Source organism: Paraburkholderia sp. J63, from assembly GCF_905220245.1.
In the GTDB taxonomy this organism is placed as follows: domain Bacteria; phylum Pseudomonadota; class Gammaproteobacteria; order Burkholderiales; family Burkholderiaceae; genus Paraburkholderia.
In genome coordinates this window covers 209,660-224,857 of sequence record NZ_CAJMZF010000001.1, presented here as the reverse complement: position 1 = coordinate 224,857, position 15,198 = coordinate 209,660, and the positions used below count along the sequence as shown (strand labels likewise).

At 63.3% G+C, this 15,198-nt stretch carries 15 protein-coding genes; 3 read left to right on the top strand and 12 right to left on the bottom strand.

Translation table 11 applies throughout. The annotated features are described in order from the left end of the window. Positions 1 to 120: 120 nt before the first annotated feature. The 5 genes from U5775_RS01005 to U5775_RS00985 form a co-directional block, all read right to left on the bottom strand. Positions 121 to 648: a transferase hexapeptide repeat family protein gene (locus U5775_RS01005; protein WP_322056251.1), complete on the bottom strand. Its 528-nt coding sequence runs from the start codon at positions 646 to 648 to the stop codon at positions 121 to 123. 145 nt (positions 649 to 793) lie between these two features. Then, positions 794 to 2,173 carry a DUF1329 domain-containing protein gene (locus tag U5775_RS01000; protein ID WP_322056511.1) on the bottom strand — a complete coding sequence of 460 codons (1,380 nt, stop codon included), beginning with the start codon at positions 2,171 to 2,173 and terminating at the stop codon, positions 794 to 796. Positions 2,174 to 2,236: 63 nt separating this feature from the next. Next, positions 2,237 to 3,229, bottom strand: a complete 993-nt coding sequence (locus U5775_RS00995) for an NADP-dependent oxidoreductase (protein WP_322056250.1) — start codon at positions 3,227 to 3,229, stop codon at positions 2,237 to 2,239. A gap of 37 nt (positions 3,230 to 3,266) precedes the next feature. Continuing rightward, complete coding sequence (locus tag U5775_RS00990; RefSeq protein WP_322056249.1) at positions 3,267 to 3,881, bottom strand: Dabb family protein; 615 nt, start codon at positions 3,879 to 3,881, stop codon at positions 3,267 to 3,269. Next, positions 3,871 to 4,215 carry a hypothetical protein gene (locus tag U5775_RS00985; protein ID WP_322056248.1) on the bottom strand — a complete coding sequence of 115 codons (345 nt, stop codon included), beginning with the start codon at positions 4,213 to 4,215 and terminating at the stop codon, positions 3,871 to 3,873. Before U5775_RS00985 ends, U5775_RS00990 begins: the two co-directional genes overlap by 11 nt. 166 nt (positions 4,216 to 4,381) lie before the next feature. Between U5775_RS00985 and U5775_RS00980 the strand changes: the two genes are divergently transcribed. Continuing rightward, a complete protein-coding gene (locus U5775_RS00980; RefSeq protein ID WP_322056247.1) occupies positions 4,382 to 5,398 on the top strand; it encodes a helix-turn-helix domain-containing protein in 1,017 nt (338 codons plus the stop codon). A gap of 41 nt (positions 5,399 to 5,439) precedes the next feature. Here the strand turns inward: U5775_RS00980 and U5775_RS00975 are convergent, their stop codons facing one another. After that, positions 5,440 to 5,964 (bottom strand): outer membrane beta-barrel protein, encoded by a 525-nt coding sequence (locus U5775_RS00975; protein WP_415913488.1) that lies wholly within the window; start codon positions 5,962 to 5,964, stop codon positions 5,440 to 5,442. 158 nt (positions 5,965 to 6,122) lie between these two features. Beyond that, positions 6,123 to 7,286 (bottom strand): amidohydrolase, encoded by a 1,164-nt coding sequence (locus tag U5775_RS00970; RefSeq protein ID WP_322056246.1) that lies wholly within the window; start codon positions 7,284 to 7,286, stop codon positions 6,123 to 6,125. Between the two features lie 154 nt (positions 7,287 to 7,440). On the opposite strand from U5775_RS00970, the gene U5775_RS00965 reads away from it, so the two are divergent. Beyond that, entirely contained in the window at positions 7,441 to 8,346 is a 906-nt protein-coding gene (locus U5775_RS00965; RefSeq protein ID WP_322056245.1) for a LysR family transcriptional regulator, read from the top strand. A gap of 41 nt (positions 8,347 to 8,387) precedes the next feature. On the opposite strand, the gene U5775_RS00960 is transcribed toward U5775_RS00965, so the two are convergent. Genes U5775_RS00960 through U5775_RS00950 form a run of 3 tightly spaced genes read right to left on the bottom strand, consistent with a single transcriptional unit; the run spans position 8,388 to position 10,310 of the window. Further along, the gene (locus U5775_RS00960; RefSeq protein WP_322056244.1) at positions 8,388 to 8,705 is read right to left on the bottom strand and encodes a DUF1634 domain-containing protein; all 318 of its coding nucleotides are present in this window, start codon (positions 8,703 to 8,705) and stop codon (positions 8,388 to 8,390) included. Continuing rightward, a complete protein-coding gene (locus tag U5775_RS00955) occupies positions 8,702 to 9,553 on the bottom strand; it encodes a sulfite exporter TauE/SafE family protein (protein WP_322056243.1) in 852 nt (283 codons plus the stop codon). Before U5775_RS00955 ends, U5775_RS00960 begins: the two co-directional genes overlap by 4 nt. Before the next feature lie 13 nt (positions 9,554 to 9,566). After that, positions 9,567 to 10,310 carry a GntR family transcriptional regulator gene (locus tag U5775_RS00950; RefSeq protein WP_322056242.1) on the bottom strand — a complete coding sequence of 248 codons (744 nt, stop codon included), beginning with the start codon at positions 10,308 to 10,310 and terminating at the stop codon, positions 9,567 to 9,569. A gap of 261 nt (positions 10,311 to 10,571) precedes the next feature. Between U5775_RS00950 and U5775_RS00945 the strand changes: the two genes are divergently transcribed. Next, complete coding sequence (locus U5775_RS00945) at positions 10,572 to 12,170, top strand: MFS transporter (protein WP_322056241.1); 1,599 nt, start codon at positions 10,572 to 10,574, stop codon at positions 12,168 to 12,170. A 167-nt stretch (positions 12,171 to 12,337) separates the two neighbouring features. Here the strand turns inward: U5775_RS00945 and U5775_RS00940 are convergent, their stop codons facing one another. Together U5775_RS00940 and U5775_RS00935 are read right to left on the bottom strand one after the other, a co-directional pair. Next, positions 12,338 to 13,765, bottom strand: coding sequence for an aldehyde dehydrogenase family protein (locus U5775_RS00940; RefSeq protein WP_322056240.1), 1,428 nt, complete (start codon positions 13,763 to 13,765; stop codon positions 12,338 to 12,340). Between the two features lie 167 nt (positions 13,766 to 13,932). Continuing rightward, positions 13,933 to 15,123 (bottom strand): AraC family transcriptional regulator, encoded by a 1,191-nt coding sequence (locus tag U5775_RS00935; protein WP_322056239.1) that lies wholly within the window; start codon positions 15,121 to 15,123, stop codon positions 13,933 to 13,935. Between the last annotated feature and the right edge of the window lie 75 nt (positions 15,124 to 15,198).

The window sequence follows — 15,198 nt, the reverse complement described above, 5'->3', positions numbered from 1 at the left end:
TCCATTCCTGATGCCCGATCCCGACGGTACTCGCGCGCGTGCCTCATGCGCATCGTCCAGGCGGACGATGCGTCGCAAAAGCCGGCGACGCTTAATGCGGAAAGCGATACGACATCGCCCCTACCCGTCGATCTGCTTCATCGAGCGCAGGCAATCTCTTGCAAGTTCCTGATAAAGCCGCGTGCCCGCCGCCTTGCCGGCGATCTCCGCTTCGTCCAGCGGCCGCACGACGCGCCCCGGCACGCCCGCCACCAGCACGGCGGCGGGCACGTCCCAGCCGGCCTTGACGAATGCGCATGCCGCGACGATGGTTTGCCTGCCGATGGTTGCGCCGTCCATGATGACGGCATTCATGCCGATCATCACATCAGGCGCGAGATGAGCGCCGTGGACGACCGCGCCGTGCCCGATATGGCTATTGACGCCCAGCCAGCAAGTCTCGCGCACGCCGACGTGCAGCGTGCAGCTGTCTTGCACGTTGCTGCCCGCTTCGATCACGATCGCACCGAAGTCGCCGCGCAGGCTTGCATGCGGACCGATATAGCAATGCGCACCGATGGTCACGTCCCCCGTCACGACCGCGGAAGGATGCACATACGCGGAGGCATCGACGCGCGGACGCATGCCGTTGAATTCGAAAAGCGCCATAAGAGGCTCCGTTGCAGTTGAGTGCATCACCTTATCGAAGCCATCGATCAAATTCCACCAGGGTTAATAGATGGATGCGCGCAAGCCTGCTGAGCGGCGGGCGGCGATGCACCGCGCTGCCGCTAATCACCAGTAAAGACGAGCTTTAATTCCCGTCGCCGCGAATGGCATCGGGAGAAAAGAACGCTTCGGTCATGTTCGAGGTGGGCGAAAGAATCGGCATTTCGCCCTGATTCGTGAGCCGGTCAGCGTAATACGCACCGGAGGACAGGTCGTGGTAGAAGGTGGTCGTCGGATAGAAAATCTTCGCATCGTAAGCGTAGACGGACGGCGCGAGATTGGTGCGCCATAACATGCCGCGCCCGTCGTAGTTGTCGGCGGCAAGCGCTGCCCAACTGTCTTCGTCGAGGTAAATCACGCGCTTGGCATACTGGTGACGAAAGCCGGACTTGAGCGTCGCCTCGAGCACCCACACGCGATGCAGTTCGAAGCGCACGTACTGCATATTCTCGTGTCCCTTCGTGAGGAGGTCACTATATTTAATCGACGGATCCATCAGCTTGTAATTGTCGTATGGCACGTAAATTTCGCGCTTACCGAGGATTTTCCAGTCGTAGCGCTCGCCCGAACCGTTGAAGAGACGATCGTCGTCGACGGTGCGAAAGCCGCCCGGTCCGAGCGGCTGGTCGAAGCCGAACTCCGGCGACTGCCGCACGCGGCGCGTTCCCGGGTTATACGTCCAGGTGCGGCGCGTATCCGAGCCTTGCTGGTCCCACATGTCGTAGCTCACGATGATCGTGCCGCGGTCCGAGAGCGGCAACACGGTCTGCACGCGCGAGAACGTCTTGTCCACGAGCGGATTGTTCGGCTCATAGGGGTGCGCCCCACGCGGACCGTAAATATAGTATTTGACCTTGCCCCACGCGATATTGCCGTCGGGATAGACCACGGCCTGGTCATAGGTGGCCGATTCACATTCGAGGTTTGAGGCAAGGCGCAGATTCCACATTGCCTCCACGCCGTTTTTCGGCACGGGAAATGGCGCGACGGGAGGAAAGTCCTTCAGGCCATTTTCATCGGCCGTCATTGTCGTCTTCGGCGCATAGGTGCGGATGGCCTTATACGTGTCCTCCGGATATCGGAAGTCGCGATGGCTCGGATACACGATCATTTTGAAAGTGTCCGGATACTTCTTTAAAAGCGCTTTCTCGCCATCGGTTAAACGCGCCGCATACTGCTGCATGTTTTGCGCCGTGATCGTGAAAAGCGGCTTTTCATTGGCGTAGGGGTCGGGGTATCGGTCGCCCGCTTTGTAATCGATGCCGGGCGGCACCCCAAGCCATTTTCCGGTCCATGCGGGGATCGTACCGTCGGCGTTGCCTGCGCGTTCCGCACCTATTGGCGTGAGCGGACCATCGAGCCTGGCGATATCTTCGGCACTGGTTTTGGCGTATGCCATTGTCACAATCGCGGCGCTGACCGCAAGCGCACAAAGCTGCGCACCGTTTTGAATAAATCGACGCATCACTTTTCCTGTTGAGATAGAAACGAATCCGTTGAAGTCGTTACCGTGTCGCACGAATTGAGATCAGTCGCCGACGTCCGCAACGTGCAAGACAATTTTTGTCTTTGCCTTTCCGGACTGGACGAGATCCAGTGCGCGTGCGGCCTCGTCAAGCCGCATGGTTTCGATTCTGGACGCTCGCAAGCGGCCGTTCGCGACGAGTTCGGCAATCCTGGCGAGCCGCTCGCCGCTCGGCATGCGGCTGTAGGTCAGCGCGGTCCGCAGGTTCCTTTTTTCGGCTTCCTTCGCAATAACCGACAAGCGTTCGGCGTCGCCAGCATCTAGCGTCATGATGCTGACGAGTATTCCGCCGGACGCCAGCATGTCGAGCGCGTTCGGCAGCGTTTGTGCGCCGACTGCGTCGATCACCACATCGACGCCCTCTGGCGCCCACGCCCTCACGGCATCCGGGATATTCGCGGTCTGGTAGTCCACCGCGCAATCGGCGCCCAGCATCTCGACGTATTCCTGGTTCTGCCCGGCGCACGTTACGCAAACTTTGGCCCCTGCTTGCTTTGCCAATTGAATGGCAAAGGCCCCCACCGCACCGGCGCCGCCATGAATCAGAACGTTTTGACCGGGCTGGAGATTCGCGTCGTCGAATAGTGCGGTCCATGCCGCGAGTGCGGGCGTGGGCGTCGCTGCTGCCTCCGCGAAACTCATATCGTCAGGTATGCGAACGATTGAATCGTGACGGACAGCGACAAATTCCGCATAGGATCCCCATTTTCCGGCGCCCACGTCCGTCTGTGCGAATACGCGAGTGCCTGGAGGAAAGCGGTTATCGTCTCCCCCCGTTGAAACGACTACGCCCGCGACGTCGAATCCGATCACGAACGGAAACGTATAGCGAAGGAACGCGCCAAGGCGCCCTTCCCGACATTTCCAGTCCGCGGGATTCACGCCCGCACAGGCAACCCGAATGAGCACATCGCCGGGTCCTGGCTCGGGAATGGGCAAGTCCGCCAGCTTCATTTCGCGGGAATCGCCTGTCCGCTCGATCTGGATAGCACGCATTGATGACGTCTCCTTGTATTTATTGAATGCTGCAGGCTTACGGCGCGCCGGCCGTAAGCAGACTCGATGAAATGGGGCAAGCCGCGTGCGAAATCGCTTCGACGATCCATTCGGGATGCTCCGCGTCGAAGAACCGGTCGACCCACGCCCAGTGAAACGGATGCATGAGGTATTCGCCTCTAAGGTCGTCGACACTGGCGAACTCCTGCTGCCAGACGTGCGTCCATGTATTCGGTGTGGTGACGCGGCCGAGTCGCCAGTTTCGAATGCCGGCCATGAAGCTCGGCATCTGCAGCAATTCCTGTTCGAGCCTGGCGACGCGGGACTCATCAGAGCCCGCACGAACCTTGAACATCAGCGTGCGCCAGATGCCATCACTGAGACCCGGCTGCCGTGCTCCGCCGCCGATGCTTTCATAGGAAACGTGATCGACACGCGCGATACCCGCGATACGCGCAACATCAGCGAATACGGTTTCCGCGTGCGAACCACTACCGCTCGACAGCAGATCGAGCGTGTAATCGCCTGCTCCCCAGCAGTCCTCAATATTTCTGGAAAAATGAATACGCGTGAATTGGGCACGCACGGCGCTTTCTATTTCACTTGTGTCAGCGCCTTCGCCGACATATACCTGAGCCGTTTCAAGCTGCATGATCGGCCTTCAGCGGAACGGGCAATACAGCGTCGGCGTCAACCATCACGTGGCGCCGCCGGCTCTCACAGAGCGCGTCGATACGCGCCCAGCATTCAACCGCCTCGGGGGTCGTCGTCGCACGCATGCGGTACCACGCTGGCGCATCGTCGACTTGCCACGACAGCCACAGCACGTTGGACTTGCCGGGCATCGCAACCGGTGGGCAAACCCACTCTCCCACGAGCGTTAGTCCACGCGCGGAATGACTGGGCAGGTGGTATTCGCGCAGTAATTTCAGCACTTCCGGAATGCGCTCCGGCGGCAAGGTAATTTCATCCAGAATATGGATCATCGGTGTTTTAATCCTGTGCGTCTCAAGGTCCCCAACGCCGCCGTTCGCCCCGCTCGTTTGACGGAACGAAGCCGGCCGGCACGTGTGTATACTAGGTTGCCCGCCGAGGCCTCACCCCTATCGTCCCGATCACCCAACGGCACCGCGCCGATCAAAACGGATCAGCATGAAAGTCCCTTCCCAGCACAAGTCGAGGCGAGTTCTTCCGGGGCTGGATATCCGCTTGCGGGACGAGCTGAACCGGAGCAACGGCCACACCCAGGCGGCGCCGGTGGCCGGCATCGCCGATCTGCCTGCGGACAGTGCCACCGCGCTATATCGCTACGTGATCGAACGTCTCGAAGCGCAAGTGGCACACAGCGATGGCCACCCTCCGATGCGCAAGGAAGAGGTCGACATGATGTGCCGGTGCCTCGTGACCTGCCGGACACTCGATGAAGCGATCCGCTGCGCCGCCTCGTTTTGCCGGATGCTCCATCCGCGGGCCGGCGCGCTGCGGCTCTCGGTAAGCGAACGCGAGGCAGTCTTCGAAATGGACACGTTGCGCCGGACCCGCAGCACCGGTGCGAGTCTTGTCGACGTAACGGGTCTGCTTTGCTATTTGCAGCTATTCAACTGGCTGATCGCCCAGCCCTTGCGCCTGACTCAGGTTTGGCTCGCGCACCCGAAACGCAGTGACGTCATGCCTTTGCTGGGCTTGTTCGATGCGCCGGTCACGATGGATGCCAGGACCTATGGCTTCGCGTTCGAGACCGCGTTGCTCTCGCGTCCGGTCGTGCGGCAGCCCGTGGAGCTCGACGGCTTCCTCGCACAGTTTCCGTATCAGATTGTCGATGCGGCGCCCACGGTTGTCACGTGGGCACAGAAAGCACGAGGGATTCTCGATGGCGCGCTCGAACGCGGACATGCGCTGCCCTCGTTGCAGGATCTGGCGGGATGGTTCGGCGTGAGCGAACCCACGTTGCGCCGCCGGCTTGCTGCCGAGGGCGTGAGCTACCTCGCGCTGCGCGAGCGTTCGCTACGCGAGGCCGCCGAACGATGCTTGCGGGACACCGACTGGCCGGTCTCCCGGATCGCCAGTCATCTTGGCTTCGGTGGCGAAGAAGCGTTCAGGCGGGCCTTCGTGCGTTGGACTGGACGCGCGCCGAGTCACTATCGGTCGCAGATACGCGCGCAGGCGTGATGCGGATGGGGGAAGTCGCTGGGCAACCAGCCCGGTGACCCTCACCTGAAATAGATATCCAGTCCTGCCGAGATAAAACAATCCCCAAGATTCGGCGCGCCGCCCGTGCTGCCATGCCATTGATAACGGGCATCCATCCGGAAATCGATGTACTTGTTCAGACTCGTCGTAAAGCCCACCCCGCCTCTGAGCAGCAGATCCTGATTCCTGCCGTCATTCGGCAGCGGCCCCTCGTGCACGCCGCCGATACCCATGGTGATGTACGGAGAGAATCGCTCGTTTCGCTTGAGAAAATACAGTGCGTCGAGAACGATGCTGGCCTGATTGTCTTGCGCCCCAAAGTCGACATACTGTCCGGCCAGTTCGACATTCCAGTTTTCGTTCAACACCTTGCCCAGTGCCACCCCGCCCGCTACGCCGGTGCTCTTCGCGCGGTCACCATCGTTGACGGTCAGGCTGACCGTGGGCGCGACATACCAGCTCTTGTCGACGTGATCCTGCGCAAAAGCGGCGTGCGCCGTCACGCCCCACAGGAAACTCGCCATGGCTAAACGCATGAATTTCAAAAGCCGCCTCCAGAATATGGTGTACCGCGTAATCATGTCCGCCGACCGCCGTGCCTGAACGTTGCGGCAGCAACCTGTTACGCGACCGGTCGGCCTATCATGCGATGATTACGATTCCCCTTCTGTTGGCTGGGCCACTTAAAGCGAACGAGGACGCGCTACGCGTTCAGCCGCGCGAGCGCCAGCGTCACGAAGAAGCGCACGCCAAGCGGCAGCACTTCGTCGTTGAAGTCGAACTCGGGATGGTGGCAATAGACGCCGCCCTGGCCGAGCAGCGCGTAAGCGCCGGGGCGGCGCAACAGGAATTCGGAGAAGTCTTCGGAGCCGTTGAGCGGCGCGAACTCGCGCAGGACGTTCTGCGGTCCGAATACTTCGACCGCGGCCGCTGCGGCGGCCTCGGCCTGCTCACGATGGTTGATCGTCGCTGGCGAGCTGCCGTAGAAGCGCACCGCGATTTCGCATTCGGTCGCCAGCGCGACGCCCGCGCAGATCGCCTCGATGCGGGCTTTCATGCGCGAACGCACGCTCTCGTCGAAGGTACGCACGGTGCCCGTCATTTTGGCCTGCGAAGGAATGACGTTCGACGCGCTACCCGCATGAATGCTGCCGACGCTGAGCACGGCGGCCGCCGCCGGATCGATCGTGCGGCTCACGACTGTCTGCAGGGCGCAGATCAGTTGCGCGGAGGCCGCGACCGGGTCCTTCGTTTTTTCCGGCGAGGCCCCGTGGCCCCCGACGCCGGTGACGTCGATCTCGAACTCGTCGCACGACGCGAGCATGGCCCCATCGCGTACGCCGAACGTCCCCGGTGCGAAATGCGGCGCGTTATGCATGGCGTAGATTTCGTCGTAGGCAAAGCGCGTCTCCAGGCCATCGTCGAGCATCGCGAGCGCACCGCCGCCGGTTTCCTCGGCGGGCTGGAAAATCAGCACCAGCGTTCCGGCAAAATCGCGATGTTGGCTGAAATAACGCGCCGCGCCGAGCAGCATAGCCGTGTGGCCATCGTGACCGCAGCCGTGAAAAACGCCTTGCCGCAACGAGCGATGCAACGGACGCCCTTCCTCGTTCATGGGCAGCGCATCCATGTCGGCGCGCAGCGCGATCGTGCGGGCACCCGCCGGTGCGCCACGCGTGCCGCGAATGACGCCCACCACGCCCGTCTTGCCCACGCCCGTGCAGGTTTCGATATCCCAGGCACGCAGTTTCGCCGCGACAAGCTCGCTCGTGCGCATCTCGTCGAACGCGGTCTCCGGGTGGGCGTGTATGTCCCGCCGCAACGCGACGAGCTCGTCGATGTCGGCATCGATCAAGTCCAGTTCCACCTTTCCTCCTTCGGTCCATTCCGCAAATTCGGTGCATTTCGTGCATCTGGCCGCGCCTTTGCGCGGGCCACGAAGTGGCTATACTAGCCAGCGCCGCGACTGGTCAATTTCCAGTTTCTTATGTACATAGCCAACGCTTATGGGCCACGATGCGATGAAAACCACCCAATTGCGCACCCTCGTGGCCATCGCCGAGCACGGCACGCTGATGGCGGCCGCCCATGCGCTGTGCCTGTCCCAGCCTGCCGTGACCAAGAGCATCAAGGAGCTGGAGGCGCGTCTCGGCGTCCAGCTGCTCGTGCGCAGCGGCTCGGGCATTCGCCTCACGCCCTATGGCGAAGCGCTGCTGCGGCGCGCGCGGACCGTCGTCGGCGAGATCGAGCGCGCGGAGCAGGAACTGGAGGAGATGAAGACGTCGTCGGTGCTGACGATCCGGATCGGCGTCTCGCTGCTGGCCGCGACGATTGTCGTACCAGACGCCATCCACGCGTTTCGCGGGCGCTTCCCCAATGTGCCGCTCGACGTGCTCGAGTATCAGACGACGCGGCTCATCGACGGTTTGCGCGACGGCTCGTTCGACATGTGCATCGGCTTTACGGCCCCCGGGGACGCGGACACCGAGTTCCGCATCGTCCCGCTGCGCAGCGTGGCGCAGTCGCTCGCGCTCCGGCGCGGCGACCCGCTGAGCGGCGAGACGCGGCTCGAACGCCTGCGCGAGGCGCATTGGCTCTACAACTACACGCGCAAGAGCATGCCGGCGTTCTGGGCCTCGCTGACCGCGCGGGCCGGCGCCGGCGCGAATCTCGCGCTGCCGTCGCGCGTCACCGTCTGCACCGCCCGGCGGCTTTATACGGAACTCGCGAGCGAGGCCGGCGTGGTGAGCGTGTGGCCCGACTTCCAGCTCGACGAGGAAATCGCACGCGGGACGCTCGCGCGCATTGCGCTCGATTGGCCGCTGCCCCGGCTCGAACTCGGCGTCATTTATCGCAAGGACCTCGTCCTGAGCGCCGAGGCGGAATATTTCATCGAATGTCTGAAAAGCAAGGCGCTGCCCGCTTGAGCAGCGCCTCACTTTTCATTAGCACATCGAAGTTGATGGAATCACATCTCGACAATGACACCGGCCGCGATGATTGCCAGAACCAGCGCCGCAATCAGCGTGTAGAGGTAATCGCGCTCGCGCAGGAAGATGGTCAGCATCAGCGCCACGCGGGCGACGGGCAGGAAAATGAACACTGCCACACCGGCCTTCATCGCGTCATAGCCGGTCAACGGGAGCGCGAGTGAAGCGGGTAACGGCCCGAGAGCGGTCAAGAATACGCCCGCCGCAATCAGCGCGGAAGCGAGCCACGTTCCGTACCAAAGCAGCCTGGCAATGACCAGGTCGCGCCGCTCGGAGCAAACTGCCTCAGGTTTCATGCCGGTCCTCCGGGAAAGTGAACGCCGAGCGCGCTCAGGAGCATCTGAACCGCCAGCAGCGCGAGAACGACCACGAAGAAGACGCGCAATTTGTCGGCCGGCAGCCCCATCAGCAAGCGCGCACCGACGATTGCGCCCACGACCGAGCCCAGCGCGATGGGGCCGGCAATTCCAATGTCGATGTCTTTGCGCACGAAGTAGGCCCCCGCGCTGGCCGCGGCCGTCACGCCGATCATGAAATTCGACGTGGCGGACGAGACCTTGATCGGCAGCCGCAAGGCGCTATCCATCGCCGGGATTTTCAGCACGCCGGAGCCGATGCCGAGCAGCGCCGAAATCAGGCCCGCGCCGTACATGAGCAACATGCCAACGGGGACGCGGCCGACCTGATAAGGCACCTCGCGCCCCGACACCTGATCGGGAAAGCTCGAATGCAGGCGCAGCATCGTCGCCCAGCTCTTCTCGTGCGGGGCGCTCGCGTCGACCACCTCGCGTCGGCGTGCAAGCATCTGCTTCGCGGAGAGCGCCAGAATGACCGCAAACAGCCCATACAAGACCGATGTCGAGACAATGCCGATCAGCACGACGCCGGTCAGCGCACCGAGCGTGGTGGCCGTTTCGAGCACGATGGCCAGGCGGATATTGGTCAGCCGGCCCTTCAGGAACGGCGCCGCGCTGCCGCACGAGCAGGCGATCACCGAAACGATGCTCGCGCCAATTGCGACATGAATGTCAACGCCAAAGAGCACGGTGAGCATCGGCACGATGAAGATGCCGCTGGCCATGCCCAGCACTCCGCCGAGCGCGCTTGCGCCGAAAGCGGCCACGAATAGCCACAAGGTTTCCATTGTTGCGCCCCCGTCAGGAACGTTCGCGCGGACGCCGGCCCAGGCGTGTGACGAAGCTGATCAGGTCGCCGCGATAGTGAAGTTTTTCGTAGTCGACAGGCCGATGGCCCGCCGCATAGGAAGTGCGCTCGATCAGGAAAACCGCGCCGCCGGGCTCGATGGCGAGAGCCTGCGCGACCTCCGGCGCCGCCGTTATGGCTTCGAGCCGATACTCCGCCTCGGTGAGCGGCAGATCGTATTTGTCTTCGAGCAGCGAAAAGATGGGCTCGGCATCGAGGTCGTGCGTGACCACCTTTTCGCCGATCTCTCGCGGCAGGTAGGTTTCATCGAAGGACATGGCAACGCCATCGGCAAGACGGACACGCTGGATTCGCATGACGAGGCTGCCCAGCGGCACGGCGAGCTGCCGGGCAACGTCGGCATCGGCGGGCACCACTTGCCGGTCCAGCAGCCGGGCCGTCGGCGTGCGGCCGAGTGCGCGCATGTCCTCGACAAAGCCGGTCAGCTCGGTCAATTCCTGGGTGACCTTCGGCTGCGCGACGAAGGTGCCCTTGCCGCGCCGGATCTCGACAAGGCCCCGTGCCACGAGGTTTTCCACCGCTTTGCGCACGGTCGTGCGGCTGACGCCGAAGCGCTCGATCAAACGGTCTTCGGGCGGGAGCTGGCTGTCTGGAGCGAGGATCCGGGCTGAAATGTCGGCCGCCAAAGCGGCTTCGACCTTCGCGTAGAGCGGGTTGCGGTCGTGTTCGTTCGTCATGCACTCATAGTGACATCATGATGTCCGGATGTCAACGAAACCATACATTCCCTCGCAATTCCGACCCCACGCCGCGCCTGATGGCTAATGGTTCGCGTTGCCCGCCCAATCCGATCTGAAAGCTAGGGATTCGGGTGTAACGGCCGCCCGGGGGGTTGTGCGCGCACGCGGGCGGCAATCATAGTCCTGTCAATGCAACGCAACACCACGCAACACGATACGAATCGTGGATCAATCCATATGGAGACGAGGAGCAACAAGATGGAGTCAACCGCACCGGCGGCGTATGTCGCCGAGCAGCGCCAGGCATCGCGATGGGTCGTACTGGGCGCATCGCTGGGGACCGTATTCGAGTGGTACGACTTTTTCCTTTATGGGAGTCTCGCCACCTATTTCGGCATCTGGTTCTTTCCGCCGGGCAATCAGACCGCCGGCCTGCTGGCGAGCCTGGCCACGTTCGGAGCGGGATTTGCGGTACGCCCGCTGGGTTCGCTCGTCTTCGGCAGACTGGGCGACCTGGCAGGGCGCAAGAACACGTTTCTGCTCACGATCGTTTTAATGGGGGTCTCCACGGCAGCGGTGGGCGTGCTGCCGACCTTCGATCACATCGGCTGGACCGCGCCCGTGCTGCTGGTCGCCTTGCGGCTGATCCAGGGGCTCGCGGTAGGCGGCGAATTCGGCGGCGCAACGGTGTATATCGCCGAGCATTGCCAGCCGCGCGTACGCGGCTACAAAACGAGCTGGATTCAGATCACGGGTTCCGCGGGATTCCTGCTCGCCACGCTGGTGATTTTCACCACGCGCGCGCTGCTCGGCTCGCAGGCGTTTGCGCAGTGGGGCTGGCGCGTGCCGTTCGGATTTTCTTTGCTGCTGCTGGCCGTGTCGATCTGGATTCGCTTCAAGCTCGATGAGTCGCCGGTCTACCTGAAAATGAAGGCCGCCGGCCAGGTGTCGAAGGCGCCGCTCACCGAGGCGTTTGCCGAGCCGCGCAACCTCAAGGCCATGCTCATCGCGCTGCTTGGCGCCACCATGCCGCTCGGCGTGACCTCCATGGCCGCATCGGTTGCGCCGCTGATCCTGCTGTCGGGTCCGCTTCACGTCGATGCGCTGCAGGCATACGGCATGATGGCCGTCGCCCTGATCGTCACGTTGCCGCTATACGTGGTGTTCGGCAGTCTGTCCGACCGGATCGGGCGGCGCAAGGTGATGCTCTGCGGTTGCCTGCTGGCCCTGGTGACCTGCTATCCGGTGTTCTCGTCGCTGGGCCGTTATGCGAATCCGGATTTGATGGCATTCGAACAGCGCGTGCCCATTACGATCGCCGCGCGCGACTGTCACGTGCATTTCTTCGTCACGCCGAATACGCGCCTCTCGGCGTGCGACCAGGCGAGGCAGTTCCTCTCGCGCGCGGGCGTGAACTACACCAGCCTGTCCGCCGAGGGCGCCGACGATGTCGTCACACACATCGGCACGACTGCCTTGACGGGGTTCGACGAAGCGCGCTATCGGGCGACGCTGGCGGCCGCGGGCTGGACACCGACGGCCCATCCCGCGCGCGTCAACAAGGTTGCCGTGACCTTGTTGCTGATGGTCTTGCTGGCCTGCACCGCGATGATCAGCGGTCCGATGGCCGCTTATCTGAGCGAGCTCTTTCCAGCGCGGATTCGCTATACCGCGGTGTCTTTTCCGTTCCATATCGGCAACGGCTGGTTCGGCGGCTTCCTGCCGCTCGTGATGAGCGCGCTCGCGGCCAGTACCGGCAACATGATCGCGGGCGTGGCCTACCCGATCGTGACGCTGGCCGTGGCCTTCGTGATCGGGCTGCGCTATATGCACGACGCGCCAGCCGGCCAAATGTAGCGAGTCGATGGCCACGTAGTCAGTCAAGCAGGCAGCCCGATCGGGCTGCTTTTTTTATGCGCAGGACAGCCAGGTAAATCCTTCGACAACAAAAAAGCCAGAATCGCAGATGCGATTCTGGCTTTCACGTTTTCAGCACAGCCTGAGCCGTGCCGAAATCCACCACATCAATCCGCGGTTTCCGCGAGTTTGTCGAGGCCCGCAATCTCTCCTTCGTTCGCGAGCAGCGCACGCTTGCGCACATAGCGCATGATGCTCGTCGCGCCGTAGCGCGAGCCGCCCATCCCCGATTGCTTGAACGCCGTCTTTTCGCCGTCGAACATCATCACGCGCGGCAGTTCGGTATCGTTGATGCTGACGCCGCCCGCCTCCATCTTCGTCGCGAAGTCACCGGCGGTGTGCGTATCGGAACCGAACACGGCGCCGCTCAGTCCGTAGATCGAATCGTTCATCAACTGCTCGGCCTGCGCATCGCTGGAAAAACGCATCACCGGCACGATCGGGCCGAACGTTTCTTCCGTCATCAGCTTCATGCGGTGATCGACGTTGGCGACAATGGTCGGATCGATCCACACAGCGCCGTCCACCGGTTCGCTCTTGCCGCCGAGCACGATCGACGCGCCCTTGTCGAGCGCGTCCTGCAGTTGCGCGTCGATGATCGCGGCTTGCCGCTCGAAGATCATCGGACCGTAGTGGCCGCGATCGCCGGCCACGTAGCTGCGCCGCAAGCTCGCTGCTTGTGTGCAGAGCTCGTCGACGAGCGCGTCGTAGAGCGACTCGTGCGCATAGACGCGCTCGATCGCATAGCAGACCTGCCCCGAATTGTAGAGCGCGCTGCGCAAAATGCCGGTGGCCGCGCGCTTCACGTCGGCGCCCGCGAGCACCACGGCTGCGTCCTTGCCGCCGAGCTCGAGGAACGCCGGAATGAACGCCTGCGCCGCCGCGCTCGCGATCTTGCGGCCGGTCGGCACGCTGCCCGTGAACACGATCGCGTCCGACTGCGCGACGAGCGCCGCCCCGGTCTCCGCCCCGCCGGTCACGAGCGTGATCACGCCGCGCAATGCGGGCACGGCTTCGATCGAGCGGCGCAGCGGCTCGATGAAGCGCGGCGTGACTTCGCTCGGCTTGATCACGACCGCCGCGCCCGCCACGAGCGCCGGAATCGCGTCGATGAACGACAGCACCAGCGGAAAATTCCACGGGCTGATCACGCCCACGACCGGATATGCGGGATACGTCACCTTGAACACGACATCGGGATGCGCGTCGAGCTTGCGAAACGGTGTCGCCAGCACGTTCGGAGCGTGCTCGCAAAAGCCGTGGATGAAATGCACCACCGCGCCGAGCTCCTCGACGGAGATGCGATGGCGCGCGGTATCGATCGACAGCGCAGTGACAATGTCGTCGCCATGCGCTTCGAGCTGCGCGGCCCATTCGAGCAGCGCCGCGGTGCGATGCGCTAATCCGCCCGCTTCCCACGCGCGCTGCGCGTCGCGCGCCGCGGCAACAACCGCGCCAATCTGCGCGGCATCCATGTTCTCGATTTCGTAGTCGAACGCGCCGGTTCGAGGGTTGCGTACAGCAATAGAGGTCATCGTGTTTTCCTTCCGTTGCGAAGAGATCACCCGCCCGCACGCTCAACGGCGCGGGTCTCGCGGTGTCGATTCATGCTAGCAACGGAAGCACGCGGGGAATACGCGCGCCGCGGCAATACAGCCGTTTTCCTATATCAAAGTGCGCGACGCAAACGCCTGGGCGGCGCTCACCGCGACGCGGAAGGCGTGCGCTTCGCGGCGTCCTTGCGCGGCACGTCGTCATCGCCCGGCGACGCCTTGTCGGCCGACGCGCGACGCGCGATCTCGCGCACGGCCGCGCCGCCATCGGCGGGCGGCAGCGCCGCATGGGACGACGCCAGCGCAATCGGACTCGCGAGGCGGCGCGCGTCCTTGGGCGCGAAGCCGAAGTAATCGCGAAACGCCGCCGTGAAGCTGGTCTGATGCTGATAGCCGACCGCCAGCGCGACCTGCCCCACCGGCTGACGTTCGCCGACGAGCAGGCGCAGCGCATGATTCATGCGGCAGCGATGCCCGTATTCGAAGATCGTCATGCCGTAGAGGAACTTGAACCCGCGCTTGAGCTTCGACGCATTGGTCCCCACCGCGCGCGCGAGTTCGGGAATCGTGGGCGCGAGACGCATGTCGCCGACGATCATCTCGCGCGCCTGCTCGATCAGCCGCAGATCGCGCGCCGATAGCGTTTCGCCGGGGTTGTCGGCGTGCGCATGCGCGAGCCACATTTCGATGCACGCGCAAAGAATTTCGGTGCACTTACCTTCCAGATAGAGCATCTGCCGCGCGCCCCGATACGGCGACGCAAGCAGTTGCCCGGCGATCTGCAGCGCCTCGACGCTGAACGGCATCTGGCGGTTGTAGATCTGGTCGAAGGCGACCGCCGCGAGCTCGGCGTGAATGCGGTCGGCCTCGCTGCCGAGCGCGCGCAGCAAGCGGTCGAAATAGCGCTGCGTGACGTAGAGCCCGACCGATTGCCAGGGGCCCGGCCCGCAGGTCACCTGGTAGCGCACGTCGGCGCCCTGGCGGCAGACGAGCAGATTCGGCGCGTTGACCTGCAGCGTGCCCGTATCGGAGAAGTCGACGCTCGCCGGTCCGGACAGCGAAAAATGGAACTCGACGAACGACTCGGGCAGCACGCTCTCCGAGCGGCTGTGCGCGTAATTGCAATCGGAAATGACGAGGAATATCTCGTCGCGAATGCTGGCCATGCGCCACACGCCCTCTTCCGCGTCGCCCGGCACCGGCACCACGGCGCCGTAGAGGCCGAACTCGGGCACGCTGATGCAATCGGGCCGCGTGCGCAGGTTGTCGAACGCCTCGGTCAGGCGGGACTCGGGTCCGGCGAGCGAAGTACGAAACAGACCAGATGACGACGTCGGCATAACGGGCTCCGTTTGAAGGGCGGCACAGCCAACCGGTATTATCCCGTTCGCCGGAACCGCGCGCAACGCGCGAGC

What these genes read in the sequence shown, in the direction of transcription:
- U5775_RS01005 (WP_322056251.1), bottom strand. Translation starts at nt 648, where the DNA reads ATGGCGCTTTTCGAATTCAACGGCATGCGTCCGCGCGTCGATGCCTCC.
- U5775_RS01000 (WP_322056511.1), bottom strand. Translation starts at nt 2,173, where the DNA reads ATGCGTCGATTTATTCAAAACGGTGCGCAGCTTTGTGCGCTTGCGGTC.
- U5775_RS00995 (WP_322056250.1), bottom strand. Translation starts at nt 3,229, where the DNA reads ATGCGTGCTATCCAGATCGAGCGGACAGGCGATTCCCGCGAAATGAAG.
- U5775_RS00990 (WP_322056249.1), bottom strand. Translation starts at nt 3,881, where the DNA reads ATGCAGCTTGAAACGGCTCAGGTATATGTCGGCGAAGGCGCTGACACA.
- U5775_RS00985 (WP_322056248.1), bottom strand. Translation starts at nt 4,215, where the DNA reads ATGATCCATATTCTGGATGAAATTACCTTGCCGCCGGAGCGCATTCCG.
- U5775_RS00980 (WP_322056247.1), top strand. Translation starts at nt 4,382, where the DNA reads ATGAAAGTCCCTTCCCAGCACAAGTCGAGGCGAGTTCTTCCGGGGCTG.
- U5775_RS00965 (WP_322056245.1), top strand. Translation starts at nt 7,441, where the DNA reads ATGAAAACCACCCAATTGCGCACCCTCGTGGCCATCGCCGAGCACGGC.
- U5775_RS00960 (WP_322056244.1), bottom strand. Translation starts at nt 8,705, where the DNA reads ATGAAACCTGAGGCAGTTTGCTCCGAGCGGCGCGACCTGGTCATTGCC.
- U5775_RS00955 (WP_322056243.1), bottom strand. Translation starts at nt 9,553, where the DNA reads ATGGAAACCTTGTGGCTATTCGTGGCCGCTTTCGGCGCAAGCGCGCTC.
- U5775_RS00950 (WP_322056242.1), bottom strand. Translation starts at nt 10,310, where the DNA reads ATGACGAACGAACACGACCGCAACCCGCTCTACGCGAAGGTCGAAGCC.
- U5775_RS00945 (WP_322056241.1), top strand. Translation starts at nt 10,572, where the DNA reads ATGGAGTCAACCGCACCGGCGGCGTATGTCGCCGAGCAGCGCCAGGCA.
- U5775_RS00940 (WP_322056240.1), bottom strand. Translation starts at nt 13,765, where the DNA reads ATGACCTCTATTGCTGTACGCAACCCTCGAACCGGCGCGTTCGACTAC.
- U5775_RS00935 (WP_322056239.1), bottom strand. Translation starts at nt 15,123, where the DNA reads ATGCCGACGTCGTCATCTGGTCTGTTTCGTACTTCGCTCGCCGGACCC.